The sequence below is a fragment of the Pseudomonas sp. NPDC087346 genome (genome assembly GCF_044744235.1).
Classification (GTDB): domain Bacteria; phylum Pseudomonadota; class Gammaproteobacteria; order Pseudomonadales; family Pseudomonadaceae; genus Aquipseudomonas.
Genome location: NZ_JBIUXX010000001.1, coordinates 23,511 through 48,077, shown reverse-complemented (window position 1 = coordinate 48,077; position 24,567 = coordinate 23,511). Strand labels below are relative to the sequence as shown.

21 protein-coding genes are annotated in these 24,567 nt (G+C 59.7%); 19 read left to right on the top strand and 2 right to left on the bottom strand.

All coding sequences use genetic code 11. From position 1 onward, the window contains the following. The first annotated feature begins 181 nt into the window (after positions 1–181). From ACIOZM_RS00215 to ACIOZM_RS00205, 3 genes are read left to right on the top strand one after another with little or no spacing between them, the layout of a single operon-like run. Complete coding sequence (locus ACIOZM_RS00215; protein WP_401208008.1) at positions 182–1,195, top strand: iron ABC transporter substrate-binding protein; 1,014 nt, start codon at positions 182–184, stop codon at positions 1,193–1,195. A gap of 3 nt (positions 1,196–1,198) precedes the next feature. Beyond that, entirely contained in the window at positions 1,199–2,794 is a 1,596-nt protein-coding gene (locus tag ACIOZM_RS00210; protein WP_401208614.1) for an ABC transporter permease, read from the top strand. Further along, positions 2,791–3,849 carry an ABC transporter ATP-binding protein gene (locus ACIOZM_RS00205; protein ID WP_401208006.1) on the top strand — a complete coding sequence of 353 codons (1,059 nt, stop codon included), beginning with the start codon at positions 2,791–2,793 and terminating at the stop codon, positions 3,847–3,849. The genes ACIOZM_RS00210 and ACIOZM_RS00205 overlap by 4 nt, the downstream gene beginning before the upstream one ends. Here the strand turns inward: ACIOZM_RS00205 and xerC are convergent, their stop codons facing one another. Beyond that, entirely contained in the window at positions 3,850–4,740 is an 891-nt protein-coding gene (gene xerC / locus ACIOZM_RS00200; protein WP_401208611.1) for a tyrosine recombinase XerC, read from the bottom strand. Between the two features lie 430 nt (positions 4,741–5,170). Here xerC and arnB point away from each other — a divergent pair, with 430 nt between their 5' ends. Genes arnB through ACIOZM_RS00155 form a run of 9 tightly spaced genes read left to right on the top strand, consistent with a single transcriptional unit; the run spans position 5,171 to position 15,581 of the window. Beyond that, positions 5,171–6,319, top strand: coding sequence for a UDP-4-amino-4-deoxy-L-arabinose aminotransferase (gene arnB / locus ACIOZM_RS00195; protein ID WP_401208003.1), 1,149 nt, complete (start codon positions 5,171–5,173; stop codon positions 6,317–6,319). Next, entirely contained in the window at positions 6,316–7,341 is a 1,026-nt protein-coding gene (arnC, locus tag ACIOZM_RS00190) for an undecaprenyl-phosphate 4-deoxy-4-formamido-L-arabinose transferase (RefSeq protein WP_401208000.1), read from the top strand. Before arnB ends, arnC begins: the two co-directional genes overlap by 4 nt. Then, on the top strand, positions 7,338–9,329 hold the full coding sequence (gene arnA, locus ACIOZM_RS00185) for a bifunctional UDP-4-amino-4-deoxy-L-arabinose formyltransferase/UDP-glucuronic acid oxidase ArnA (RefSeq protein ID WP_401207997.1): 1,992 nt from the start codon (positions 7,338–7,340) through the stop codon (positions 9,327–9,329). The genes arnC and arnA overlap by 4 nt, the downstream gene beginning before the upstream one ends. Further along, positions 9,329–10,213 (top strand): 4-deoxy-4-formamido-L-arabinose-phosphoundecaprenol deformylase, encoded by an 885-nt coding sequence (gene arnD, locus ACIOZM_RS00180; RefSeq protein ID WP_401207995.1) that lies wholly within the window; start codon positions 9,329–9,331, stop codon positions 10,211–10,213. The genes arnA and arnD overlap by 1 nt, the downstream gene beginning before the upstream one ends. Beyond that, complete coding sequence (gene arnT, locus ACIOZM_RS00175; protein ID WP_401207993.1) at positions 10,210–11,859, top strand: lipid IV(A) 4-amino-4-deoxy-L-arabinosyltransferase; 1,650 nt, start codon at positions 10,210–10,212, stop codon at positions 11,857–11,859. The genes arnD and arnT overlap by 4 nt, the downstream gene beginning before the upstream one ends. Further along, complete coding sequence (gene arnE / locus ACIOZM_RS00170; RefSeq protein ID WP_401207991.1) at positions 11,856–12,200, top strand: 4-amino-4-deoxy-L-arabinose-phosphoundecaprenol flippase subunit ArnE; 345 nt, start codon at positions 11,856–11,858, stop codon at positions 12,198–12,200. The genes arnT and arnE overlap by 4 nt, the downstream gene beginning before the upstream one ends. Next, complete coding sequence (gene arnF, locus ACIOZM_RS00165; RefSeq protein ID WP_401207989.1) at positions 12,197–12,610, top strand: 4-amino-4-deoxy-L-arabinose-phosphoundecaprenol flippase subunit ArnF; 414 nt, start codon at positions 12,197–12,199, stop codon at positions 12,608–12,610. Before arnE ends, arnF begins: the two co-directional genes overlap by 4 nt. Continuing rightward, positions 12,607–13,986 carry a UDP-glucose dehydrogenase family protein gene (locus ACIOZM_RS00160; protein WP_401207986.1) on the top strand — a complete coding sequence of 460 codons (1,380 nt, stop codon included), beginning with the start codon at positions 12,607–12,609 and terminating at the stop codon, positions 13,984–13,986. The genes arnF and ACIOZM_RS00160 overlap by 4 nt, the downstream gene beginning before the upstream one ends. Then, on the top strand, positions 13,983–15,581 hold the full coding sequence (locus tag ACIOZM_RS00155; RefSeq protein ID WP_401207984.1) for an ArnT family glycosyltransferase: 1,599 nt from the start codon (positions 13,983–13,985) through the stop codon (positions 15,579–15,581). Before ACIOZM_RS00160 ends, ACIOZM_RS00155 begins: the two co-directional genes overlap by 4 nt. 119 nt (positions 15,582–15,700) lie before the next feature. Here ACIOZM_RS00155 and ACIOZM_RS00150 read toward each other — a convergent pair whose 3' ends face one another. After that, complete coding sequence (locus tag ACIOZM_RS00150; protein WP_401207981.1) at positions 15,701–16,666, bottom strand: LysR family transcriptional regulator; 966 nt, start codon at positions 16,664–16,666, stop codon at positions 15,701–15,703. A gap of 297 nt (positions 16,667–16,963) precedes the next feature. Here ACIOZM_RS00150 and argH point away from each other — a divergent pair, with 297 nt between their 5' ends. The 7 genes from argH to ACIOZM_RS00115 all read left to right on the top strand — a co-directional run bounded on the left by argH (position 16,964) and on the right by ACIOZM_RS00115 (position 24,289). Continuing rightward, positions 16,964–18,391 carry an argininosuccinate lyase gene (gene argH, locus ACIOZM_RS00145; protein WP_401207979.1) on the top strand — a complete coding sequence of 476 codons (1,428 nt, stop codon included), beginning with the start codon at positions 16,964–16,966 and terminating at the stop codon, positions 18,389–18,391. A 144-nt stretch (positions 18,392–18,535) separates the two neighbouring features. Continuing rightward, positions 18,536–19,414, top strand: coding sequence for an amino acid ABC transporter permease (locus ACIOZM_RS00140; RefSeq protein ID WP_401207977.1), 879 nt, complete (start codon positions 18,536–18,538; stop codon positions 19,412–19,414). A gap of 20 nt (positions 19,415–19,434) precedes the next feature. Next, entirely contained in the window at positions 19,435–20,199 is a 765-nt protein-coding gene (locus tag ACIOZM_RS00135; RefSeq protein ID WP_401207974.1) for an amino acid ABC transporter ATP-binding protein, read from the top strand. Between the two features lie 38 nt (positions 20,200–20,237). Beyond that, the gene (locus ACIOZM_RS00130; RefSeq protein ID WP_401207971.1) at positions 20,238–21,062 is read left to right on the top strand and encodes an ABC transporter substrate-binding protein; all 825 of its coding nucleotides are present in this window, start codon (positions 20,238–20,240) and stop codon (positions 21,060–21,062) included. Between the two features lie 146 nt (positions 21,063–21,208). Next, a complete protein-coding gene (locus ACIOZM_RS00125; protein ID WP_401207969.1) occupies positions 21,209–22,057 on the top strand; it encodes a polysaccharide deacetylase in 849 nt (282 codons plus the stop codon). Further along, positions 22,050–22,937: a polysaccharide deacetylase gene (locus ACIOZM_RS00120; protein ID WP_401207967.1), complete on the top strand. Its 888-nt coding sequence runs from the start codon at positions 22,050–22,052 to the stop codon at positions 22,935–22,937. The genes ACIOZM_RS00125 and ACIOZM_RS00120 overlap by 8 nt, the downstream gene beginning before the upstream one ends. Next, a complete protein-coding gene (locus tag ACIOZM_RS00115; protein WP_401207965.1) occupies positions 22,934–24,289 on the top strand; it encodes an MmgE/PrpD family protein in 1,356 nt (451 codons plus the stop codon). The genes ACIOZM_RS00120 and ACIOZM_RS00115 overlap by 4 nt, the downstream gene beginning before the upstream one ends. Positions 24,290–24,567: the final 278 nt, after the last annotated feature.

Sequence of the window (24,567 nt, the reverse complement as noted above, 5' to 3'; positions counted from 1 at the left end):
AAGCGTGCATGTGACGAGTTGCAGCTAATCTGAATGGCAATGACATGTATTAACGGTTGGTTTGACGTTTTTTTCTCATTTGCCTCTCTACATTGCCTGCGACTCAAAGCATGCAAATCATTCGCATTGACGAATCCGCGAATGCCTGCACATAACGTCTAAAAAATCAGGAGCGCCCCAGATGCATTCACCCTTTCCGTCGTTTATGAAGCAGGCATTGCTGGCCACCGCACTGTTCGGTGCCAGCCAGGCGTTCGCCGCTGACAGCGTAGGCCTCGTGCTCTATAACGCTCAGCATGAAAGCCTGACCAAGTCGTGGGTTGCCGGGTTCACCGAAGAGACCGGCATCCCGGTGACCATTCGCAACGGCGATGACACCGAGATGGGCAACCAGATCATTCAGGAAGGCGCCGCATCGCCAGCCGATGTGTTCCTCACCGAAAACTCCCCGGCCATGGTGCTGGTAGACAACGCCAAGCTGTTTGCCCCGGTAGCACCGACCACGCTGGCTCAGGTGGATTCGGCCTACCGTCCGGCCAGCGGGCAATGGGTAGGAATTGCCGCGCGCTCCACCGTGTTCGTCTATAACCCGAGCAAACTGGCGGAGAAAGACCTGCCCAAATCCCTGCTCGACCTCTCTTCTCCGGCATGGAAAGGCCGCTGGGCTGCGTCGCCAGCCGGCGCCGACTTCCAGGCGATTGTCGCCGCAGTGCTTGAGCAAAAAGGTGAAGCCGCCACGCTGGACTGGCTCAAAGGCATGAAAACCAACGCGACGATCTATCGCGGCAACAGTGCGGTACTCAAAGCGGTGAATGCCGGGCAGGTCGACAGCGGCGTGATCTATCACTATTACAGCTTCGTCGATCAGTCGAAGACCGGCGAAAACAGCAAAAACACCAAGCTGCACTACTTCAAGCATCAGGACCCGGGCGCATTCGTCAGCATCTCCGGTGGTGGCGTGCTGGCCTCCAGCAAACATCAGGAACAGGCGCAGGCGCTGCTCAAGTACATCACCGGCAAAGAAGGCCAGAAAATCCTCGAGACCGGCAACTCTTTCGAGTACGCCGTCGGCAAGGACGCTACCTCCAACCCGAAACTGGTGCCGCTGAAAGATCTCGACGCACCGAAGGTCGATGCCTCGAAACTCGACAGCAAAAAAGCCGTAGAGCTGATGACTCAGGCTGGCCTGCTGTAAATGATGCCTGAAACGCTACCGGCGGAGGTCGCTGCGGCTTCCTCCGCCAGCCACTCACTCAAGACCCGCGCCCTCACTGGTCGCGGGGGTTCCTGGGTGGTCGTGCTCGCCGTTGTGGTTTCATTGCTGTCATTGCTGCCGATCGGCTTTGTGCTCGGCGTGTCGTGGTACACCGGTTGGCCGACTATTGAAGCCATGGTGTTTCGTCCGCGAGTGGCTGAACTGCTGATCAACACCGTGTTGCTGGTAGTGATCACCCTGCCCTTGTGCATCCTGTTCGGCACGGCGCTGGCGTGGCTCACCGAACGCAGCAATCTGCCCGGACGACGTCTGTGGTCATTGCTGGCCGTGGCGCCGTTGGCGGTGCCGGCGTTCGTCCACAGTTACGCATGGGTCAGCCTGATTCCTTCGATCCATGGATTGCCGGCGGGTGTGCTGGTGTCGGTGATCGCTTATTTTCCGTTTCTTTATCTGCCGGTTGCCGCCACCCTGCGTCGACTCGATCCGGCCATTGAGGACGTCGCCGAGTCTTTGGGCCTGCGTCCATGGGCGGTGTTCTTCCGCGTGGTGCTGCCGCAACTGCGGCTGGCGATTTGTGGCGGTGCGCTGTTGGTAGGCCTGCATCTGCTGGCCGAATACGGCCTCTACGCGATGATTCGCTTCGACACCTTCACTACGGCGATCTTTGATCAGTTCAAATCGACCTTCAACGGCCCGGCTGCGAACATGCTCGCGGGTGTTCTGGCGTTGTGCTGCCTGGCGATGCTTACGGCGGAATCCGCTGCCCGAGGTAAGGCGCGTTACGCGCGCGTCGGCTCCGGCAGTGCCCGCGAGCAACGCACCGTACGCCTGAAACGCGGGGCAATGATGTTCGGGCTTGGCTTGCAAATCTTTACCTGCCTGCTGGCGCTCGGCGTGCCGTTACTGACGCTCGGTCGCTGGCTGATTGCTGGTGGCGTCGAGGTCTGGCAAGGCGGCGAACTGTTACCGGCGTTGTTGCAGACCTTGTCGTTCGGCGTGGCCGGCGCGGTGTTGACCACTCTGGCGGCGATTCCGATTGCCTGGCTGTCGATTCGTGCGCCGGGCAAATTGCAGCGCTTGCTTGAGGGCTGCAACTACATCACCAGCTCGTTGCCGGGGATTGTTGTGGCGCTGGCGCTGGTGACGGTGACCATTCACTACGCCCGCCCGATTTACCAGACCACCATCACCGTGCTGCTGGCCTATCTGCTGATGTTTTTGCCACGCGCACTGGTCAGCCTGCGCGCCGGTTTTGCGCAGGCGCCGGTCGAGCTGGAAAACATCGCACAAAGCCTCGGTCGCTCGCCGCTTCGCGCCTTGTGGCTGATCACTTTGCGATTGGCTGCACCCGGCGCCGCAGCCGGCGCGGCACTGGTGTTTCTGGCGATCACCAACGAGTTGACTGCCACCCTGCTGCTCGCGCCCAACGGCACGCGCACACTGGCCACCGGTTTCTGGGCCATGACCAGCGAAATCGACTACGCCGCTGCGGCGCCTTACGCGCTGCTGATGGTTCTGCTTTCGCTGCCGTTGACGGCCATTCTCTATCACCAATCCAGGCGTACTGCTGGCCGATGAACGCACTTGAACTGATATCTCTGAGCAAATCCTTCGGCACGCAAAAGGCGCTGGACAACATTTGCCTGTCCGTCCCCACCGGCAGCCGCACGGTGATTGTCGGCCCGTCAGGCTCCGGCAAAACCACGTTGCTGAGGATGATCGCCGGTTTTGAATTTCCCGATAGCGGGAGCCTGACGCTGAATGGCCAGACATTGGTTGATGCCACCCATGCAGTGCCGGCGTATCAGCGCCAGATCGGCTATGTCCCGCAGGACGGCGCGCTGTTCCCGCACATGACCGTGGCGGCCAATATCGGCTTCGGGCTGGCGGATAGCGGATCAAACAGAACCGAACGCATCCTGCAATTGATGGACAGCGTGTCTCTGGACGCGAACATGGCCGGGCGCTGGCCTCATGAGTTGTCTGGCGGCCAGCAACAACGAGTCGCCCTCGCCCGGGCCTTGGCGCAACAACCCCGTCTGATGCTGCTCGATGAGCCGTTCTCCGCCCTCGACACCGGCCTGCGCAGTGCCATGCGCAAAATGGTTGCGCGGCTGCTGGAGAACGCTGGCGTCACCACGATTCTGGTGACCCACGATCAGGGCGAAGCCTTGTCATTTGCCGATCAGTTGGCGGTGATGCGCGCCGGGCGTCTGGTGCAGTCGGGGCATCCAATGGATCTCTACCGCTATCCGGAGGATGAGCAAACCGCGCATTTTCTCGGCGAAGCCGTGGTGATGCCCGCGCAGATCGAAGCCGGTTGGGCCAATTGCGACTTGGGAGCCGTCCCGGTAAACAGCAACGGTTTCAAAGGTCAGGCGCAGATCATGCTGCGACCCGAACAGCTCCAGGTGACCGATGCATCCACCGAAGGTCGCGGCTGCCACGCCGTGGTCACGGAGCGCGACTTTGCCGGCAACACCTGCACCTTGACCGTCGAACTGCACTCACAGGCTGATCACGCTGCGCGCCGTTCATTTCTGGTGCGCAGCACCGGCATGCACGCTCCGCCCGCCGGGAGTGCGGTGCAGCTGTCGATTCTCGGCGCTGCCCACGTGTTCGCCCTTCCCTGATCAGAGATCGAAGCGATCCACCGCCCGCCGCCGCTCGTTGTCGTCACGCACATCGTAAGCGGCGGTCGTCTGGATATTGCTGTGATGGGCGAGTTTTTGCGCAATCGACAGGTCATGTTCCTCAATCACCCGGGTAATGAACGAGCGACGAAAATCGTGGGGCATGATCTTCACGCCAACCTGTGTGCCGCGCTGACGGGCAATGTAGTAAATCGCATGCTTGGTGATGCGCTCGCGGGTGATGTGGCTACCGCGACGAATGCGATTGAACAGAAAAATGTCATCGCTCTCGCCTTCCTTGAGCTGTGAACGGCGCAACTCGAGCCATGCATCAAGCTTGGCAAACGCCCACGCCGGGGCGTACTTGATCAGTTGCTTGTTGCCTTTGCCGATGACGCACAGGCTGCGCTCACTGAAATCGACCTGATTCAGGTCCAGATCCACTGATTCCGATTTACGCATGCCGGTGCCGTACAGCAACGCGATGATTGCCGCGTCGCGCAGGCCTTGCGGGCGCGGGTCGGCGGCGCAGACTTCCATCAGTTCGTGAATCAGCGTGCGCTTGAGATTGCGTCCCTGCGACAACCGCGTGCCGGCAATGCCTTTCACCGTACGCATCTTCAACAGATGCTCCTGAGTGATCAGGCTCATGCGCCATGCTTCGTTCATCACGCCACGCACCGCGTTGACATACAGCGAAGAGGTGTTAGGCGCGTAGTTATCTTCACGCAACGCCGCAACTAACGCGACAACGTCCTCCGGCTGCAAAGCGTGCCAGGGGATTTCCTCGACATTCATGTCTTCGAAGCCCAAACGGTCGGCGGCATCTTGCAGGACATAGCGCATTGTCAATTGGCTTGAAGGTGCCAAACGCGCCAGATACACGGTCATCGGGTTGGTTTTCGGGGTTACGGAAGGTGCAGCACTCAAATCGATCAAACCTAGGGCCTTGATTAAAAACTGTTCAACACAACAACTTATAAATGCAATGTACTTAATATAAACAGAACAACGCTGTAGGACTTTTCCACTAAAAAGCGTTGATAAACGGTAGAAGCCTGAACAGTCGCTGTATAGGCATCAGATAAACGATTCGCCGACCGGTTTTTCATGTTCCTTTCACAAAATCGAGCATAACCTTAAGTTCGATAGATCAAGCATCGGCAGCACCCAACCTGCCGCGCAGCGCCTGAAAAGTCAACCACACCCCGACACCTGATTTTCTAGCAAGTTATTGATGCAAAGGATTTTTTTGCGTCTACGCTAAGGTTGAAACCAACGCTTTGGTTGATCCGTCCGTATTTTTTTCCATGAGGTATCCATGAGTCAGGCGTTTCTCCCCTTTTCCCGCCCAAGCATTGGTGATGAAGAAATAGCCGCCGTCGAGCAAGTACTTCGCTCCGGCTGGATCACCACCGGGCCAAAGAACCAGGCGCTCGAAGAACAGTTCGCGCAGTACGTCGGTTGTCGTCATGCCGTGGCGTTGTCGTCGGCCACCGGTGGCATGCACATAACATTGCTGGCGCTGGGTATCGGCCCGGGTGATGAAGTCATCACGCCGTCGCAGACCTGGGTGTCCACCGCCAACATGATTTCCCTGCTCGGGGCGACGCCGGTATTTGTCGACGTCGACCGCGACACCCTGATGACCGATGCCGCACGCATCGAGGCCGCGATCACTCCGCGCACCAAAGCGATCATCCCGGTGCATTACGCCGGCGCCGCGTTCGATCTCGATCCTTTGTATGCACTGGCCGACAAGCATGGCATCACCGTCATCGAAGACGCCGCTCACGCCGCCGGCACCCGTTACAAGGGCCGCCACGTTGGCTCCCAAGGCACGGCGATCTTCTCGTTCCATGCGATCAAGAACATGACCTGTGCCGAAGGCGCGATGTTCGTCACTGACGACGAAGCCCTCGCCAGCCGCGTGCGCATGCTCAAGTTCCACGGTCTGGGCGTCGATGCCTACGATCGCCTGACCGGTGGCCGCAAGCCGCAGGCGCAAGTGATCGAGCCGGGTTTCAAATACAACCTGAGCGACATCAACGCCGCCATCGCGCTGGTACAACTGCAGCGTCTGGACGACATCAACGCCCGCCGCACCGAACTGGCCAATGCCTACCGGCAGCGACTGGAAGGTCTGCCGGTTCAGCCGCTGGCAATCCCGGATTACCCGCAGCAGCACGCCTGGCACCTGTTCATCCTGCGCATCGACAGCGAGCGCTGCGGCATGGATCGCGAAACCTTCATGAAAGGTTTGCAGGACCAGGGCATCGGTACCGGCATCCACTTCATCGCCACCCACCTGCACACCTGGTATCGCCAGCGTGACCCTGATTTGTACTTGCCCAACACCGAATGGAACTCGGCGCGGTTGTGCTCGATTCCGCTGTTTCCCGACATGACCGGTCAAGACCTTGACCGCGTCGTCGGTGCCATTGAACACCTTATGGAAAAACGCCTGTGAAACCTTATCCAATCCGTAGCGTGTCGATCGTTATCCCGGTCTACAACGAACAGGAAAGCCTGCCGGAACTGCTGCGCCGCACTGAAGCGGCTTGCCAGAAACTGAACCATGACTTCGAAATTGTCCTGGTCGACGATGGCAGCCGCGATGAGTCGGCGAACATGCTTGAAGAAGCCGCCGGGCGCGAAAACAGTCCGTTCGTGGCAGTCATCCTCAACCGCAACTATGGCCAGCACGCTGCGATCATGGCCGGTTTCGAGCAGTGCAAAGGCGATGTGGTGATCACCCTCGATGCCGACCTGCAGAACCCGCCGGAAGAAATCCCGCGCCTGGTTGCTGAAGCTGAAAAAGGTTACGACGTCGTCGGCACCGTGCGCGGCAACCGTCAGGACTCGGCCCTGCGCCGTTACCCGTCGAAACTGATCAACCTTGCCGTGCAACGCTCCACCGGCGTCGCCATGAGCGACTACGGCTGCATGCTGCGCGCTTATCGCCGCACGATCATCGACGCGATGCTCGCCTGCCGCGAACGCAGCACGTTCATCCCGATTCTGGCCAACAGCTTTGCCCGTCACACCACCGAAATCGTTGTGGCCCACGCCGAGCGTGAACACGGCGACTCGAAATACAGCCCGATGCGTCTGATCAATCTGATGTTCGACTTGATCACCTGCATGACCACCACCCCACTGCGACTGCTGAGCATCGTCGGTTTCATCATGGCAGGGCTCGGCGTGCTGTTCGCCTTTGTGCTGGTCGTTCTGCGCCTGACGCTGGGCGCTGGCTGGGCGGGCGACGGTTTGTTCGTGTTGTTCGCCATCCTGTTCGTGTTCACCGGCGGACAATTCATCGGCATGGGCCTTCTGGGTGAATACCTGGGGCGCATGTACAGCGATGTGCGCGCCCGTCCACGCTTCTTCATTGAAAAGGTGTTGCGCAGACAGCCGGCCACCCCGGCACCTGCCGTCACCGTTGATGGTCTTTCTACTACTTCCACTTCTTCCGATCAGGTTCTCTCATGAGTGCAAAAACTGTTGTCTTCGCTTACCACGATATTGGCTGCGCCGGCATTGAAGCCCTGCTTAACAGCGGCTATGACATTGCAGCAGTGTTCACTCACGCCGACGACCCGAAGGAAAACGCCTTCTACGCCTCGGTTGCGCAATTGTGTGCCAACAAAGGCATCCCGGTTCACGCACCGGAAGACGCCAACCACCCACTGTGGATCGAGCGCATCGCCAAACTCGACCCTGAGTACATTTTCTCGTTCTACTACCGCAACCTGCTGAGCGAACCGCTGCTGGCCCTGGCCAAAAAAGGCGCGTTCAACCTGCACGGTTCGCTGCTGCCGCGCTACCGTGGCCGCGCACCGGCCAACTGGGTGCTGGTCAACGGCGAAACCGAAACCGGCGTCACCCTGCACCGCATGGTCAAGCGTGCTGATGCTGGCGCCATCGTTGCCCAGCAACGCGTGGCCATTGAACGCAGCGACACCGGTCTGACCCTGCACGCCAAACTGCGCACTGCCGCCAGCGACCTGCTGCGTGACACCCTGCCAAACATGCTGCAAGGCAAGATCACTGAAACCCCGCAAGACGAATCCAAGGCCACAGTATTCGGTCGTCGCACCCCGGCGGACGGCAAACTGGTCTGGGCAAAACCCGCAGAAGAGCTGTTCAACCTGGTTCGCGCCGTGACCCGTCCATACCCGGGCGCTTTTTGCGCCGTGGGCGAGCACAAGTTGATCGTCTGGAGCGCCGAAGTCGCCAAGGGCAACGACGGTCAGGCTCCGGGCCGCGTGATCAGCGTCGATCCGCTGCGCATTGCCTGCGGTCAAGACTCGCTGGTGATCAACGCCGGTCAACGCAACGACAACGGTCTGTACCTGAGCGGCCCGCAACTGGCCAACGAACTGGGTCTGGTTGACGGTTCGCTGCTGCGTGGCGCTGAATCCGGTCGTGCCCCGCGTCGCACTCGCGTGCTGATCCTTGGCGTCAACGGCTTCATCGGCAACCACTTGTCCGAGCGCCTGTTGCGTGACGACCGCTACGAAGTCTATGGCCTGGACATCGGTTCCGACGCCATCGACCGTCTGCGCAGCCACCCGAACTTCCACTTCGTTGAAGGCGACATCAGCATTCACTCCGAGTGGATCGAGTACCACATCAAGAAGTGCGACGTGGTTCTGCCGCTGGTGGCCATCGCCACCCCGATCGAGTACACCCGCAACCCGCTACGCGTATTCGAACTCGACTTCGAAGAGAACCTGAAACTGGTTCGCTACTGCGTCAAGTACAACAAGCGCGTGATCTTCCCGTCGACCTCCGAAGTCTATGGCATGTGCCAGGACAAGAACTTCGACGAAGACAGCTCGAACCTGATCGTTGGCCCGATCAACAAGCAGCGCTGGATCTACTCGGTCTCCAAGCAACTGCTGGACCGCGTGATCTGGGCTTACGGCGCCAAAGGCCTGAACTTCACCCTGTTCCGTCCATTCAACTGGATGGGCCCGCGTCTGGACCGTCTGGACTCGGCACGTATCGGCAGCTCCCGCGCCATCACCCAACTGATCCTGAACCTGGTGGAAGGTACGCCGATCCGTCTGTTCGACGGTGGTGAGCAGAAACGTTGCTTCACCGACATCGCTGACGGCGTAGAAGCGCTGGCACGAATCATCGACAACGATAACGACGTCTGCAACGGCCAGATCATCAATATCGGCAACCCGGACAACGAAGCCAGCATTCGTCAGTTGGGCGAAGAACTGCTGCGTCAGTTCGAAGCTCACCCGCTGCGCGCCAACTTCCCTCCGTTCGCCGGTTTCCGCGACGTGGAAAGCAAGGCGTTCTACGGTGCCGGTTACCAGGACGTGGAACACCGCAAGCCAAGCATCGCCAACGCCAAGCGCCTGCTGAACTGGGAGCCGACCGTTGAAATGCGCGAGACCATTGGCAACACGCTGGACTTCTTCCTGCGCGAAGCCATGCTCGAAATCGCGGACAAGAAGTAATGCAGGCAGGCCTTCGTATCGATGTCGACACCTATCGAGGCACCCGTGAGGGGGTGCCCCGGTTGCTGGAAATCCTCGACGAAGCGCAGGTCAAGGCAACGTTCTTCTTCAGTGTCGGCCCAGACAACATGGGCCGGCATCTGTGGCGCCTGATCCGCCCGCAATTTCTCTGGAAGATGCTGCGTTCCAACGCTGCCGGCCTGTATGGCTGGGACATTCTGCTGGCCGGCACTGCCTGGCCGGGCAAACCGATTGGCCGTGATCTCGGGCACCTGATGCGTCAGGCCCGGGATGCCGGTCATGAGGTCGGACTGCACGCCTGGGATCACCATGGCTGGCAGGCCAACGCCGGAACCTGGAGCGACAAGCAACTGATCGAGCAGATCCGTCAGGGCGTCGACACGCTCAGCGATATTCTCGGGGAAAAGGTTGTTTGCTCCGCTGCCGCCGGTTGGCGTGCGGACGAGCGCGTGATCGAGGCCAAGCAAGCCTTCGGCTTCAGCTATAACAGCGATTGCCGTGGGCAAAGCCTGTTCCGTCCGCTGCTGGCTGACGGGACGCCGGGGACGCCGCAAATCCCGGTGGACTTGCCGACCTTCGACGAAGTCGTCGGCCCGACCGTGGCCGCCAAGGACTTCAACGCGTTCATCCTCGACCGGTTCCGTCCGGAACAACTCAACGTCTACACGATTCATGCCGAAGTAGAAGGGATTCTGATGGCTGACGATTTTCGCCGACTGCTGGCCGATGCACGCCAGCGCAACATCGACTTCAAACCTTTGGGTGATTTGCTGCCCGAGTTTTTCAATACCTTGCCCGTTGGCCGCGTTCAACGCGGTGCTCTCGAAGGCCGTGAAGGCTGGCTGGGAGTGCAAGGCGCATGAGTAAACGCTGGGCGTTACCGCTGCTGTTGGGTTTCTTTCTGCTCGCCTATTTGCTGCCACTCGGCACTCATGGCTTGTGGATTCCCGACGAAACCCGTTATGCACAAATCAGCCAGGATATGCTGCTGAGCGGCAACTGGGTGTCCCCGCATTTCATGGGCCTGCGTTACTTCGAAAAGCCGATTGCCGGTTATTGGATGATCGCCATCGGCCAGGAATTGTTCGGCCAGAACCTGTTCGGCGTGCGCTTTGCGTCAGCGCTGAGCACCCTGTTGAGCGGGTTGTTGTGCTTCCTGATCGCCCGCCGTATGTGGAACGAGCCGCGTAAAAGCTTCATCTGCGCCCTGCTCTACATGAGTTTCACGGTGGTTGCCGGTCAGGCCGGTTACGCCAACCTCGATCCGCAGTTCACTTTCTGGGTCAATCTCAGTCTGGTTGCGCTGTGGTTTGCCGTCGATAGCCGCACCAGCGGTCAACGCATGGCCGGTTGGGGCGTGCTGGGTCTGGCCTGCGGCATGGGCTTCATGACCAAGGGGTTTCTCGCCTGGCTGCTGCCGGTACTGATCGCCTTGCCGTGGATGCTCTGGCAAAAACGCTGGCGAGAACTGCTGATCTACGGGCCGGTGGCGATTGCCGTGGCAATTCTCATCAGCCTGCCATGGGTACTGGCGGTGCACTCGCAGGAACCGGACTACTGGCGGTTCTTCTTCTGGCACGAGCACATTCGCCGCTTTGCCGGTGAAGATGCCCAGCACGATGCGCCTTGGTGGTTCTACCTGCCGTTGCTGGTAGCGTTCAGCCTGCCGTGGGTTGGCATGTTGCCGACTGCTCTCAAACAGGCATGGCAAACCCGCACCCAGCCCAAGATTGCGTTCCTGTTGCTCTGGCTGCTGATGCCGCTGCTGTTTTTCAGTCTGAGCAAAGGCAAGCTGCCGACCTACATCCTGCCGTGCCTGTTGCCCTTGGCGCTGATGTTGGGCCATGCACTGGCTGATCGCTTGCGTCTGGAACAAGGCCGCGCGTTGAGCATCAACGGCGTGCTTAACCTGCTGTTGGGTCTGGTCCTGCTGATTGCACTGGTTTATCTGCAACTGAAAAAACCGGTGTATGACCACGAACTGCACAGCATGGTGCTGGTGTTCATTGCGCTGATCGGCTGGATCATCGCCAACCTGGCGCAAGCATTTCTGCCGCTGCAATGCTGGGCGGCGCCGGTACTCGGCAGTCTGCTGCTGATCGGAATACTGCCCGGGGCACTGCCCAAGTCGGTGGTGGCGAACAAAACCCCTGATCAGTTCATCCTGCACCACGCCAGGGAACTGTCCGACACCACGCACTTGCTGAGCAATGATCTTGGTGCTGCGTCGGCATTGGCCTGGCGCATGAAACGTCCGGATGTCGCTCTGTACAACACCGTCGGCGAACTGAAGTACGGTCTCTCCTTCCCTGAAGGTAGCGAACGACGGATCACCACCGACACTGTCCAGCAGTGGGTACGCGATGCCCGCCGCACCGGTTCGGTTGGCGTGGTGATGCGGGTCAAGGGCGACGACGAGTTGCACGAAGTCGATCTGCTACCGAAAGACGGCACACGTTACGAGCAAGGCAATCTGGTGATCATGGTTCTGCCCAAGGACCCGTCATGAGTTGGCTGTTGTTACTGACTGCTTGCCTGCTGACGTGCCTGGGCCAGGTCGCGCAAAAGTTCGCTGTGGAGAGCTGGCGCGGTGTCGACTCGTCCTGGGCCGACAAACTGCGTTCGCCCTGGCTGTGGCTGGCCTTGCTCGCGCTGGGTTCGGGCCTGTTGGTCTGGCTGTTGGTGCTGCAACGCCTTGAAGTCGGTATCGCCTATCCGATGCTCAGCCTCAACTTCGTGCTGATCACGCTGATTGCCCGCTTCGTCTTTCACGAGGCAATCGATCGCCAGCACTGGATCGGTGTGGCACTGGTGATTGGCGGCGTGGTTCTGCTGGGGCAACAGTCATGAATCAGACACGAGGCATCAGCTTTGCCCTGGGCAGCGTGCTGCTGGTCAGCGGCGCCCAACTGGGCATGCGCTGGAGCATGACGCGCCTGCCGCAACCGGAACAGTGGTTGTCGGCGCTGAGCGCCGGCAGCGTTGATCTGTCCGCGCTGGCGGTGGTGCTGGCGGCCATTCTGGCTTACGCGCTGTCGATGCTCTGCTGGCTCGCCGCATTGCGCGACTTGCCGCTGGGCCGGGCTTATTCACTGCTGAGCATCAGCTATGCGCTGGTGTATCTGCTGGCGGCCAGTCTGCCGCTGTTCAACGAATCTTTCAGTTATTCAAAATCCCTTGGCGTGGCACTGGTCATGCTCGGGGTCATCACTATTAACACTCGTCCGGCACGTGCGCCCGATTTCAGGAGTGCTCCATGAAAATCACAGTATTTGGAAGCGGTTACGTCGGTCTGGTGCAAGCAGCGGTTCTGGCTGAAGTCGGCCACGATGTGGTCTGCATGGATATCGATCAGAAGAAGGTCGACTTGCTCACCCAAGGTCACGTCAGCATCTTCGAACCGGGTCTGTCGAGCCTGGTGCGTGAAGGCCTGGACTCCAAGCGCCTGCACTTCACCACCGATGAAAAGCTTGCCGTCCAACACGGTCGCGTAGCGTTCATCGCGGTGGGTACACCTTCGAGTGAAGACGGCTCTGCCGACTTGAAATACGTGCTGTCGGTCGGCGATGCGGTCGCACGCAATCGCGAACAGCCGCTGATTCTGGTGGAAAAATCCACCGTCCCGGTCGGTACCGGCGACACTTTGCGCGCACACATCCAGGCTGCGCTGGACAAGGCTGGTCGATCGTTGCAGTTCGATATCGTCTCCAACCCGGAATTCCTCAAGGAAGGCTCGGCGGTTTCCGACTGTCGCCGCCCGGACCGCATCGTCATCGGTTGCGAAGGTGATGAAGTGCAGGACGTGATGCGCGACTTGTACTCGCCATTCAACCGCAACCATGACCGCATCATGTTCATGGACCTGCGCAGCGCCGAGCTGACCAAATACGCCGCCAACTGCATGCTGGCGACCAAAATCAGCTTCATCAACCAGATCGCCGAACTGGCCGAACACCTGGGCGCGGACATCGAATCCGTACGTCAGGGCATCGGTGCCGACACGCGCATCGGTTACCACTTCATCTACCCGGGCTGCGGTTACGGCGGCTCGTGCTTCCCCAAAGACATGCGCGCCTTGATCCACAGCGCCGAAGAGGCGCATTGCTCGAGCGATCTGCTGCAAGCGGTCGAAGCGATCAACCAGCGTCAGAAGCACAAACTGTTCGAGCGCATCAACGCGTTCTACAAGGGCGATCTGCGCGGCAAGACCTTCGCTTTGTGGGGCCTGGCGTTCAAACCGAACACCGACGACATGCGCGATGCGCCAAGCCGCGTGCTGCTTGAAGCATTGTGGGCGGCCGGTGCCAGCGTTCGCGCATTCGACCCGGAAGCCATGCAGGAAACCCAGCATCTGTACCCGGACGAAAGCAAACTGATGCTGATGGGCACGCCGGAATCGGTGTTGTCAGGCTCCGACGCGTTGATCATCTGCACCGAATGGCAACAGTTCAAGGCGCCGGATTTCGACCTGATCCAGCAACGCCTGAAAGCGCCAGTGATCTTCGACGGCCGCAACCTGTACGACGCCGATCGTCTGGCGCGCAACGGCTTCAAGTACTTCCCGATTGGCCGTGGTGATTCGCGCAAACTGCCGATCCCGTTGCAACAATGGCCTAACACGACGGAAGTCGCTTGATCACGTTGTCGCCTGCCATTCGCCGGCAGTCCCTGATCGCAGGGCTGCTGGCGCTGTTGTTGTTCATTGCCGGGGTTTACGGGCAGGCACCCATAGGTTTCGATTCACGCTTTGTACTGTTTGCCCAGGAAATGCTGCGTCATGGACCGACAGTGTTTCCTACCACTTACGGGCAACCGTACGCCGACTATTCGGCACTCTCGACGGTGTTCGTCTGGCTGTTTTCGTTGCCGCTCGGCACGGTCAACAGCCTGACGGCGTGGCTGCCCAGCGCAATCGCCGGCGCGTTGATCGTGACGCTGATGTACCGCCTGCTGGCGCCGTACTCACAACGCTGGGCTTTGATCAGCATTGCCATGCTGTTGCTCACTGCGACCTTCGTCACCGAAGTGCGTGCGGTGTCTCAGGACTTGATGCTCGCCGCTGTGGCGTTCACGGTGTTCTACCTTGGCTACGCACACGATCACTTCGGTGCCAGTCGGCGGTTGCCGCTGATTTTCGTGTTGCTGTTGCTCGGTTTCGGTATTCGCGGCCCTATTGGCCTCGTCGTGCCGACCGGCATGCTGTGCAGTTATTACCTGCTCAACTGGCAGTGGGCGCGTCTGCTGGTGTTCGGCGCGCTGGCCTCGGTAATGCTGGTGGCGTGTGTCGGCCTGCTGTTGTGGGCGGCGCAAGTCAGTGGCGGTCCGGTGTTCCTGCAAGACGTGATCCGCATGCAGTTCATGGGGCGCATGGACGGCAGCGAGGGCGTCAGTGGTTCGCTGTATTACTTCACCAGCTCCATGGGCAACTACGCGCTGGCTTATCCGTTGGCGATAGTCGCGCTGGCGGCTGCATGGTTGAGCCGGCCTCATCAGCGTGGCTCTGCTTTGCAACTGGTGCAGTACTGCGCGGCGGCGGGATTGATCGTGATGATCGGGTTATCGATTCCGCAGGCAAAAAAAGCACGTTATCTGCTGCCGATGTTGCCGATGGCGGCGATCATTGCTGCGTACCCGTTCCAAGTGGCTCATGGGCGGATATTCCGTGCGTTACGCGGGTTGATTCAAGGTGTGTGGTTGTTGACGCCTGCGTTGTTGATCGCGGCTTTGCTGTTCGCCAAACGCCGTTTTCCGGAACAACTGACCGACATCCTGCCGGTGTTGATCGTATTGGGCGTGCTGCAATTGCTGGCCTTGTCGCGCTTGCTGCTTCCCAAGTGGCGTGCCGAAGTCTTGGCCCTGTGCTCGGTGTTGGCGTTGTGGTCAGCGTATGTGTTGGTATTCGAGCCTGTTGAACGGCGTCTCTACGACACGCAGACGTTTAGCCGCGAAGCGTTCGTTCAAGTGCAGAAAGACCCTGCACCGCTGGTGTTGCACGGCATGGGCAAAGACGCCAAGGCGATCAAGTTCATGGTCAACATCGAGCAGGATTTACAGCCGCAGTTCAGCGAAACGATCCAGGACCTTGAAGCCCTCAAAGGCCCATTGTGGTTAATGATGGATAACAAGGACTTCCAGGCACTTAAAGGCACTCCGCTGGAAACACTAAAACCAGTAGTTACCGGCAGTTTCGACAAAAACGACTACGTTCTGCTACACCTCAAACCCATGTAGGAGCTGCGGCACGCTGCGATCTCTTGATCTGATTTTTTAAAATCAAAAGATCGCAGCCTTCGGCAGCTCCTACAGGGTTTTTCGACCAAGCACGGCAATACCACGCTGCATATGAAACCTCATGTCAACGCCTTCAAATCCACACCCAACGCCTGGGCGAATGCCTTGACCAGCGGGCTGCGCACAGTGTTGTGGCGCAGGATCAGATTGAACGGCGTGACGATGTTGATTCGCTCCGGCAACACCGCCCGCAACTGCCCCGCTGCCGCCATTGCGGCAGCATAATGCTCAGGCAGAAAACCCACGAAACGCCCGGTCCTGATCAACAAAGCCACGGCTTCGACTTGCGTTGCGGAGGCTGAAAAGCTGTCGTAGCGAGCGTAATTCAGCTTGTCCCGATGGATCGCATAGCGGTGATTGATGCACTCGTAATCCTGCAACACATCGCCGCTCATTTGCGCCTCGGACATGTCGAACAGCGGATGACCGACCGCGCAGTAAACCTGCGAGCGTTCCTCATACAACGGGTAATAATCAAACTCTTCACGACGCTGATAAACCGGAACAATCCCGGCAACTAACCGCCCCTCCACCACGCCTCGCTCAACTTCATCCAGCTGCGCCGCCTGAAGTTGAAATCGTACCTTCGGTGACTGTTCATTCAATCGTTTAAGCGCTGCAACTAACGGTGAATTAGGATCGCTGATCGTGTTATCGATCACGCCCACTCCAAGGTCACCGACAAGTTCGTTCTGCGCCGAACTAAGCCGATCACGAAAGTTATCGACCGAGGTAAATAAATCGATCGACGCCTGATACACCAGACGCCCCTCTTCGGTCAGATGAAACCCTTCCCGCCCCCGGGTACACAAGCGCATGCCGATGCGGATTTCCAGGTCGGAAATCTGTTTGCTGATGGCTGCCAGTCCCACGTTCAGCTCATTCTGCGCAGCACTGAAGCCGCCCGCCTCAACCACAGCCTTGAACACCTTGAGCAGTTTGAAGTCCAGTCCGCTCAAGGTCAGCGGTGCTCGGTGAGCCGTTTTCGGTGGCGGGTTTCCGGAATTGGAAAGTGGGGTTTCCATAATGCTTATTTACCTCTGGCGCACTGTTCAACAATCTGTACCCAACAACAAAAACATCGCCGGCTAATAATAATGACCACAGAAAACCAGGCTTGGCAACCGCCAAAATATCCCGAACATCAGTGCCAACTCGCTGATCTCGAAACATTAAAAGCTGACACTTCGATCAGCTCTCGCCCTTTTGCAACTGCCCTTTTGAAAACTGCTTTGGCCTGAATCCGTCCGCTGATTGTTCAGCCGGTTTCCAGGGCCATGCACATCGATTTCAGTTCGCGTTACCGACGAGGAAAACAACAAATGTCGCAAACCACCGACCGTCTCTGGGGCGCCCGTTTCAAGAGCGGCCCTTCCGCAGCCCTGGCGGCTCTGTCCCGTTGCCCCGAGCGCTATTTCCGCCTGACCCCGTATGACCTCGCCGGCTCCAAGGCCCACGCAGGAGAACTGCAACGTGCCGGCCTGCTGGATGCGCAGGAAACCCGCACCATGCTCGAAGCGCTGGACACCATCGGTGCCGATTTCAGCGCCGGGCGCATTGCCCCGACGCTCGATGACGAAGACGTTCACACCTTCATCGAGCGCCTGCTGACCGAGCGTCTCGGTGCGTTGGGCGGCAAGCTGCGCGCCGGCCGTTCGCGCAATGATCAGACCGCCAACGACCTGCGCCTGTTTCTGCGTGATCATGTGCGTACCCTCGCGGTGCAAGTTCTGGCCCTGCAACAGGCGCTGGTGGAACAGGCCGAGCAGCATGTGCAAAGCATCTGCCCGGGTTTCACCCACTTGCAGCAGGCGCAGCCGATCGTCTTCGCCCACCATTTGCTGGCCCACGCGCAATCGATGCTGCGTGACGTGCAACGGCTGGTGGATTGGGACGCGCGCACTTCGCTTTCACCGCTGGGCGCAGCGGCCATGGCTGGTTCTGCGATTGCTCGCCAACCGCAGCAATCGGCCAAGGAAATGGGTTACGTCGGGGTTTGCGAGAACTCCATCGACGCCGTGGCGAGCCGCGACCACGTTGCCGAATTCCTGTTTATCGCCAGCATGCTCGGGATCAACATCTCGCGTCTGGCCGAAGAGTTTTGTCTGTGGTCGTCACGTCAGTTCCGCTGGGTCGATCTGGATGACGCCTACGCCACTGGCAGCTCGATCATGCCGCAGAAGAAAAACCCCGACATCGCCGAACTCGCCCGTGGCAAGGCTGGCCGTCTGATCGGCAACCTGACCGGCCTGCTGTCGACGCTCAAATCACTGCCGCTGTCGTACAACCGCGACTTGAGCGAAGACAAGCACGGCGTGCTCGACAGCGTCGACACCTTGCTGCTGGTGCTGCCGGCCATGGCCGGAATGGTCGCGACCATGACCGTCAACGTTGAAGAACTGCGGCGCCAGGCACCGTTGGGCTTCACCCTCGCCACCGAGGTTGCCGACTGGCTGGCGATGCGCGGCGTACCGTTCAAGGAAGCCCACGAAATCACCGGCGCACTGGTGCAGGCCTGCGAGAAACACGGCATCGAATTGTGGGATGCCTCGCCGGCGCTGCTGGCCGAGATCGATCCGCGCCTGACCGCCGATGTGCGTGACAGCCTGACCCTTGAAGCCGCCATCGCCGCCCGCAGCGGCTGGGGCGGCACCGCGCCACAACAAGTGCGTGAGCAGATCGGCCGGCTGAAAACTGCCCTCGCCGCCCAGCAACAGTGGACCGAAAACTATCAAGGCTTCCGCCTCTGAGGTTGCCTTTGTAGGAGTGAGCCTGCTCGCGATAGCGCCAGGTCAGACAACATTGATGTCTGAATGGCGACCGCAATCGCGAGCAGGCTCTTTCCTATAGAAAGGTCTAGTTGGATTTGCAAGAACAGCGTACGGAGAAACACCATGAGCCAGACCCAGGCAGAACGACTCCAGGCGGAGCGCAAACTGGCGGAAAACCAGTTCGATATCACCCAGTACCAACACGTTCCCCGGCGTTATTACGGGCGGATTTTTTTCGCCACAATCATCGTGATCGCCATTTTCGGTCTGGTGCGTGCCTTTGCCGAAGGCAAGATCGAATGGTCGTACATCGGCCAGTTCCTCACCTCTCAGGCAATCATGTGGGGCCTGTTCAACACCATCATCATGGCGGTGCTGGCGATGGCGCTCGGGGTGGTGTTCGGGGTGATCACGGCGATCATGCGCATGTCGGCCAACCCGATCCTGCGCTACGTCGCACTGACCTACACCTGGCTGTTTCGCGGCACGCCACTGATTCTGCAACTGCTGCTGTGGTTCAACCTGGCGCTGATTTTTCCCACCATCGGCATTCCCGGGGTGTTTGAACTAGACACCGTGAGCCTGATGACCCCGTTCGTCGCGGCCCTGCTCGGTTTGAGCATCAATCAAGGTGCGTACACCGCCGAAGTGGTGCGCGCCGGCCTGTTGTCGGTGGACACCGGCCAATACGAAGCGGCCAAGTCGATTGGCATGCCGCGCCTGCAAGCGCTGCGCCGGATCATCCTGCCGCAGGCCATGCGCATCATCATTCCGCCGGTCGGCAACGAATTCATCGGCATGGTCAAAATGACCTCGCTGGCGAGCGTGATCCAGTATTCGGAACTGCTCTACAACGCCCAGAACATTTACTACGCCAACGCCCGAGTCATGGAGCTGCTGATCGTCGCCGGTATCTGGTACCTGGCCACCGTCACTGTCCTGTCCTTTGGTCAAAGCCGTCTGGAGCGTCGTTTCGCTCGCGGCGCCGGCAAGCGCTCGTAAGCCGCGCAGGAGAATCGAACATGAGAAACATCGTCAAGGCTGTCGCCCTGAACAAATACTACGACCAGTACCACGCCCTCAAGGACATCAATATCGAGGTCGAACAAGGCGAAGTGCTGTGCATCATCGGTCCGTCCGGCTCGGGCAAAAGTACCCTGCTGCGTTGCGTCAATCAGTTGGAAAAGATCGACAAGGGCGGCCTCTGGGTCGACGGCGAACTGGTTGGCTATCGCATCGTCGGACACAAGCTGCACGAACTCAACGAAGCGCAGATCGCTCGTCAGCGTCTGGCCACCGGCATGGTGTTCCAGCGTTTCAATCTGTTCCCGCACATGACCGTGCTGCAAAACATCATCGAAGGCCCGTGCCAGGTACTCAAGCGTTCGCCCAAAGAGGCGCACGAAGAAGCGCTGGAATTACTCGCCCGCGTCGGCCTCGCCGACAAGTGCAACAGCTATCCGATTGAACTGTCCGGCGGACAGCAACAACGGGTGGCTATCGCCCGCGCCCTGGCGATGCGACCCAAGCTGATGCTGTTCGATGAACCCACTTCGGCACTCGACCCGGAACTGGTCGGTGAGGTGCTGTCGGTGATGCGCGATCTGGCGCAGACCGGCATGACCATGATCGTCGTCACCCATGAACTGGGCTTCGCCCGTGAGGTTTCCAACCGCATGGTGTTCATGGACGGCGGCCAGATCGTGGAGGCTGGGAGCCCCGAAGAAATTCTAATAAGTCCACAAAACCCGCGCACCCAAAGCTTCATTTCTGCCGTTCGAACCTAAGCGTCGGTTGACGCCAAAACACTCATAAGAGAACGACCATGAAGAACTTCGTAATTCCAGCAGTACTTGCAGGCCTGATGGCTTCCAGCGTGAGCTTCGCCGCCGAATTGCCGGCCAGCATCAAGGCCAAAGGTGAAATCGTCGTCGCGATCATGCCGAATTATCCGCCGATGGATTTCAAGGACCCGGCCACCAACACCCTGACCGGTCTGGATTACGACCTCGGCAACGCCCTCGCCGAACGTCTGGGCGTGAAGATCAAATGGCAGGAAACCGGCTTCGAGCAAATGATCAACGCCCTGACCACCGACCGCGTGGATCTGGTGCTGTCGGGCATGACCGACACCGCCGAGCGTCAGGCCAGCGTGACCTTCGTTGACTACTTCACCAGTGGCCCACAGTTCTACACCTTGCAGAAAAATGCCACGACCAACGAGATCATCGATCTGTGCGGCAAGAAGGTCGGCACCAGCCGCCGCACCACGTTCCCGACCGAGATCGCGGCGTGGAGCAAGGCCAATTGTGAAGCGGCGGGCAAGCCTGCGATCAGCGTGATCGGCACCGAAGGCTCGGCAGACGCCCGTGCGCAACTGCGTCAGAGCCGTATCGATGCGGCGATGCAGGGCAGCGAAACCCTGTCGTATCTGAAGACCCAGGAAAAGGACATGTACAAGACTGTCGGCCAGCCGATTTCGGTGCAGTTCAGCGGTCTGGGCGTCAGCAAGAAAAAGCCTGAGCTGAGCGAAGCGGTGAAGGTTGCGCTGCAAAGCATGGTTGATGACGGCAGCTATGGCGCGATTCTGAAGAAATGGGATCTGGAGTTGGGCGCGATCAAGGAAGTGACGATCAACGCCGGCAAGTAAGGCAAGAGCTGAACACTTGAAACCTGTGGGAGCGTGGCTTGCCCGCGATGGCGGCGTGTCAGGCGATATCAATGCTGGACGTGCCGGCCTCATCGCGGGCAAGCCACGCTCCCACAGGAACCGCATTCGAATGAATGGAGCAACTGATGCTCGACTCAACCAAGCCTGTCTGGCCCGACCAGCACAAAGCCTGCCTCGCCCTGGCCTTCGACCTCGATGGCCCGACCGGCGATGCGATGCTCAACGGCTCGATCTGGCACAAGCCCGAATACTTCGGTTTCGGCGGTTACGGTCCATACCGTGCCTTGCCGCGAATCCTTGACCTGCTAGATGCATTCAACATTCCCACCACTTTTTTCGTCCCGGCGTGGGTCGTGGAAAACTGGCCGAAGCAGTGCCAGGCAATCGTCGAGCGTGGCCATGAAGTGGCCTATCACGGTTACAAGCACGAATCTTTCTACGTCCTGCCCCTGGAACAGCAGCAAGCCGTGATGGAGAAATCCAAAGCGATCTTCTGGCAACACCTGCACATCCGCGCTGAAGGTTTTCGCACCCCGTCCGGTGATTGGCGCGCGGAGACTCCGGCGATGCTTGCCGACAACGGCGTCATTTATTCCAGCAGCATGCGCGGCGATGATCGCCCGTATCTGGTCAGTGTTCCCGGCCACAGCACACCGCTGGTGGAGATTCCCGGTCGTTGGGAAATGGACGATTACGCCTCCCTCGCCTACACCCGCGCACCGAATTTTCCGTCCGGCCTCGACCGCACCGCCAGCTACGACTTGACCCTCGACAACTGGAAACGCGAATACGACGGCGCGATGGACGAAGGCCTGTGCCTGACTACTCTGTTCCACCCGAAAATCACCGGCAAACCGGGGCGCATCCTGTTGCTGGAGCAACTGTTCGAACACATGCGTCAGCGCGATGACGTGTGGTTTGCCACCTGCCGCGATGTCGCCCACTGGTGGCTGAAGGAGCATCACCATGGCTGATTCCTCTCTCTGGCCCAGCGGCAAGCGCTGCGCGGTGGTGCTGACGGTCGATTACAACGACGTCCACGGCATTCTCACTCAGGCTCCGGAAGTTGCCGGGCGTGATAAATCCTTGTCGGTGTGGCGCTACGGCACGCAACGCGGCGTCGAGCGGTTGCTCGGTTTGTTCGCAGAACTCGGCGTGCGCAGCAGTTGGTTCGTCCCCGGCATCGTTGCCGAGGAAAACCCGCAGCACATTGCCGCGATTCAGGCTGGCGGGCATGAAATTGCCTGCGCCGGATATCGTCATCAGGATTACGACCAACTGGATCTGGCCGCACAAAGCGCTGACGTCGGCAAAGGTTGCGCAGCGCTGCAAGCGCTAACCGGTCAGCGCCCGAGCGGTTTTCGCATTCCTGCCGGCAATGGCGCGCCGGGGTTTATCGAGGCGCTGCGCGATCAAAGCCTGCAATGGTCATCGTCATGGCGCGGCGATGACTTGCCGTTTGCCCATCCGACCGCACCCGAGGTGATCGAACTGCCGCTGCACTATGAACTGGAGGACGAGCCGTACTTCGCCTTTAACCTCAGCCCTGCCGTACCACCGGCGCAATCGCGAATCGCCTCATACAGCCACACTCTGGGCAATCTGCAAATGGACTTCGCCGGGTTCCATCGTTTCGGCTTGTGCTACGTGCTGCGCCTGCACCCGGAAGTCATCGCCACACCCGGGCGAATCGGTGTCTTGCGTGAATTGCTGCAAGGCATTCAACAGCATGATGACGTGTGGATCGCCACGGGTGCCGATGTGGCGCAGTGGTGGACGCAATCGGGGAAACAGATTGGCGCGGATCATCCGGCGTCGGTGTACGAGCGGCATTATCGGGATTATCCAGAATGACCGATCAGGGGCAGATGCAGCGTCTGGCCGGGTTCTGCGTCGAGACGCGGTTCGAACAATTGCCGCCAGCGTTGGTTGAACAGGCCAAACGGCACATTCTCGATACCTTCGGCGCGGCATTGGCCGGTGCTGATAGCGCGGTGGCCATTCAGGCGCGGCGTGTTTTGGTGGGCGAACCGGGCACCGCGCTGGTCTGGGGCACTTCAAATCGCGTCGGCGCCGGGCAGGCGGCGTTGCTCAATGGCATCGCGGCCCATGCGCTGGAGCTGGACGATACCGGCGGCTGCGATCACTCCGGCGCGGTGGTGTTGCCGGCGCTGATGGCGGCAGTCGCGTTGGTCGACAAACCGGTCAGCGGCCGTGAACTGCTAACTGCGCTGGTGATCGGCTACGAAGTCGGCCGTCGGGTACTGGAGGCTTGCGGCGGCTACTCGGCGCATAACGGCGCGGGCTGGCACTCGACCGCCACTTGCGGCGTGTTTGGCGCAGCGGCAGCCTGTGCGCGGATCTTCGGTCTGGATGCACCGCAAACCGTATCGGCACTGGGCATCGCCGGCAGTTTCAGTGGTGGCCTGTGGGCGTTCATTCATGACGATTCGCAAAGTAAAAAGCTGCACAGCGGCCGGGCCGCCGAGGGTGGATTGCTCGCGGCGCGGTTTGCCCGGGAAGGTATCAGCGGGCCAGCGAAACTGTTTGATGACGTGTGGGGCGGTTTTCTCAAGACCCTCGCGTCGGCCACAGCACGGCCGCAAGCATTGGATGCTGATCTGGGCGTGGTGTGGAAACTCGCACGCTGCTCGATCAAGCCTTACGCGGCTTGCCGAGGGACGCATTCGGCGATTGATGCATTGGGGCTGTTGCTGAAGCAATTGCAGGTGAATGCCGGGCAAGTCGAGGACGTTGAAGTGCGCTTGTGCGGATTTCTGCGGGACATGTGTGGCGCTCGCGATATCGACAGTCTGGCGGCTGCGCAAATGAGCTTGCCCTACGCACTCGCTGCAAGACTGGTGCATGGGCACTGCGGGCTTGAGGCTTACGATGAAGCGGCGCGGCGTGATCCGCGTATCGGCCAATGGCTGACGCGCATTCGCCTTGAAGTCGACCCGCAACTGTCCGAGGATGGTGAGCCTTGGGTGCACCTGCGCACGGTGGATGGGCGCATGGCGAGTCTGTGCGTCGAGGTGCCCTTGGGCGCACCGGGGAATCCGCTGAGTGATGTAGCGCTGGAGACGAAGTTTTTCAGCCTGGCGTTGCGGGTGTTGTCGCAGGAAAAGGCTGAGGCGCTGCTGGAGCATTTGTGGCGGCTGGAGACTCTGGATTCGGTGGGTGATCTGGATCGGTGGCTGGCTTGATGAATATGTTGCTGGTGCGGGCCCTATCGCTGGCAGGCCAGCTCCCACAGGGATCGTCGGTACGACCGAAAAACCTGTGGGAGCTGGCCTGCCAGCGATGAAGACGGCGCAATCTCCCACAGGGATCGTCGGTGCGACCGAAAAACCTGTGGGAGCTGGCCTGCCAGCGATGAAGGCGGCGTAATCTCCCACAGGGATCGTCGGTACGACCGAAAAACCTGTGGGAGCTGGCCTGCCAGCGATGAAGGCGGCGCAATCTCCCACAGGGATCGTCGGTA

Bases quoted from the DNA above. Each gene is read 5' to 3' on its own strand.
- ACIOZM_RS00215 (WP_401208008.1), top strand. From the start codon at position 182: ATGCATTCACCCTTTCCGTCGTTTATGAAGCAGGCATTGCTGGCCACC.
- ACIOZM_RS00210 (WP_401208614.1), top strand. From the start codon at position 1,199: ATGCCTGAAACGCTACCGGCGGAGGTCGCTGCGGCTTCCTCCGCCAGC.
- ACIOZM_RS00205 (WP_401208006.1), top strand. From the start codon at position 2,791: ATGAACGCACTTGAACTGATATCTCTGAGCAAATCCTTCGGCACGCAA.
- xerC (WP_401208611.1), bottom strand. From the start codon at position 4,740: ATGACCGTGTATCTGGCGCGTTTGGCACCTTCAAGCCAATTGACAATG.
- arnB (WP_401208003.1), top strand. From the start codon at position 5,171: ATGAGTCAGGCGTTTCTCCCCTTTTCCCGCCCAAGCATTGGTGATGAA.
- arnA (WP_401207997.1), top strand. From the start codon at position 7,338: ATGAGTGCAAAAACTGTTGTCTTCGCTTACCACGATATTGGCTGCGCC.
- arnD (WP_401207995.1), top strand. From the start codon at position 9,329: ATGCAGGCAGGCCTTCGTATCGATGTCGACACCTATCGAGGCACCCGT.
- arnT (WP_401207993.1), top strand. From the start codon at position 10,210: ATGAGTAAACGCTGGGCGTTACCGCTGCTGTTGGGTTTCTTTCTGCTC.
- arnE (WP_401207991.1), top strand. From the start codon at position 11,856: ATGAGTTGGCTGTTGTTACTGACTGCTTGCCTGCTGACGTGCCTGGGC.
- arnF (WP_401207989.1), top strand. From the start codon at position 12,197: ATGAATCAGACACGAGGCATCAGCTTTGCCCTGGGCAGCGTGCTGCTG.
- ACIOZM_RS00160 (WP_401207986.1), top strand. From the start codon at position 12,607: ATGAAAATCACAGTATTTGGAAGCGGTTACGTCGGTCTGGTGCAAGCA.
- ACIOZM_RS00150 (WP_401207981.1), bottom strand. From the start codon at position 16,666: ATGGAAACCCCACTTTCCAATTCCGGAAACCCGCCACCGAAAACGGCT.
- argH (WP_401207979.1), top strand. From the start codon at position 16,964: ATGTCGCAAACCACCGACCGTCTCTGGGGCGCCCGTTTCAAGAGCGGC.
- ACIOZM_RS00140 (WP_401207977.1), top strand. From the start codon at position 18,536: ATGAGCCAGACCCAGGCAGAACGACTCCAGGCGGAGCGCAAACTGGCG.
- ACIOZM_RS00135 (WP_401207974.1), top strand. From the start codon at position 19,435: ATGAGAAACATCGTCAAGGCTGTCGCCCTGAACAAATACTACGACCAG.
- ACIOZM_RS00130 (WP_401207971.1), top strand. From the start codon at position 20,238: ATGAAGAACTTCGTAATTCCAGCAGTACTTGCAGGCCTGATGGCTTCC.
- ACIOZM_RS00125 (WP_401207969.1), top strand. From the start codon at position 21,209: ATGCTCGACTCAACCAAGCCTGTCTGGCCCGACCAGCACAAAGCCTGC.
- ACIOZM_RS00120 (WP_401207967.1), top strand. From the start codon at position 22,050: ATGGCTGATTCCTCTCTCTGGCCCAGCGGCAAGCGCTGCGCGGTGGTG.
- ACIOZM_RS00115 (WP_401207965.1), top strand. From the start codon at position 22,934: ATGACCGATCAGGGGCAGATGCAGCGTCTGGCCGGGTTCTGCGTCGAG.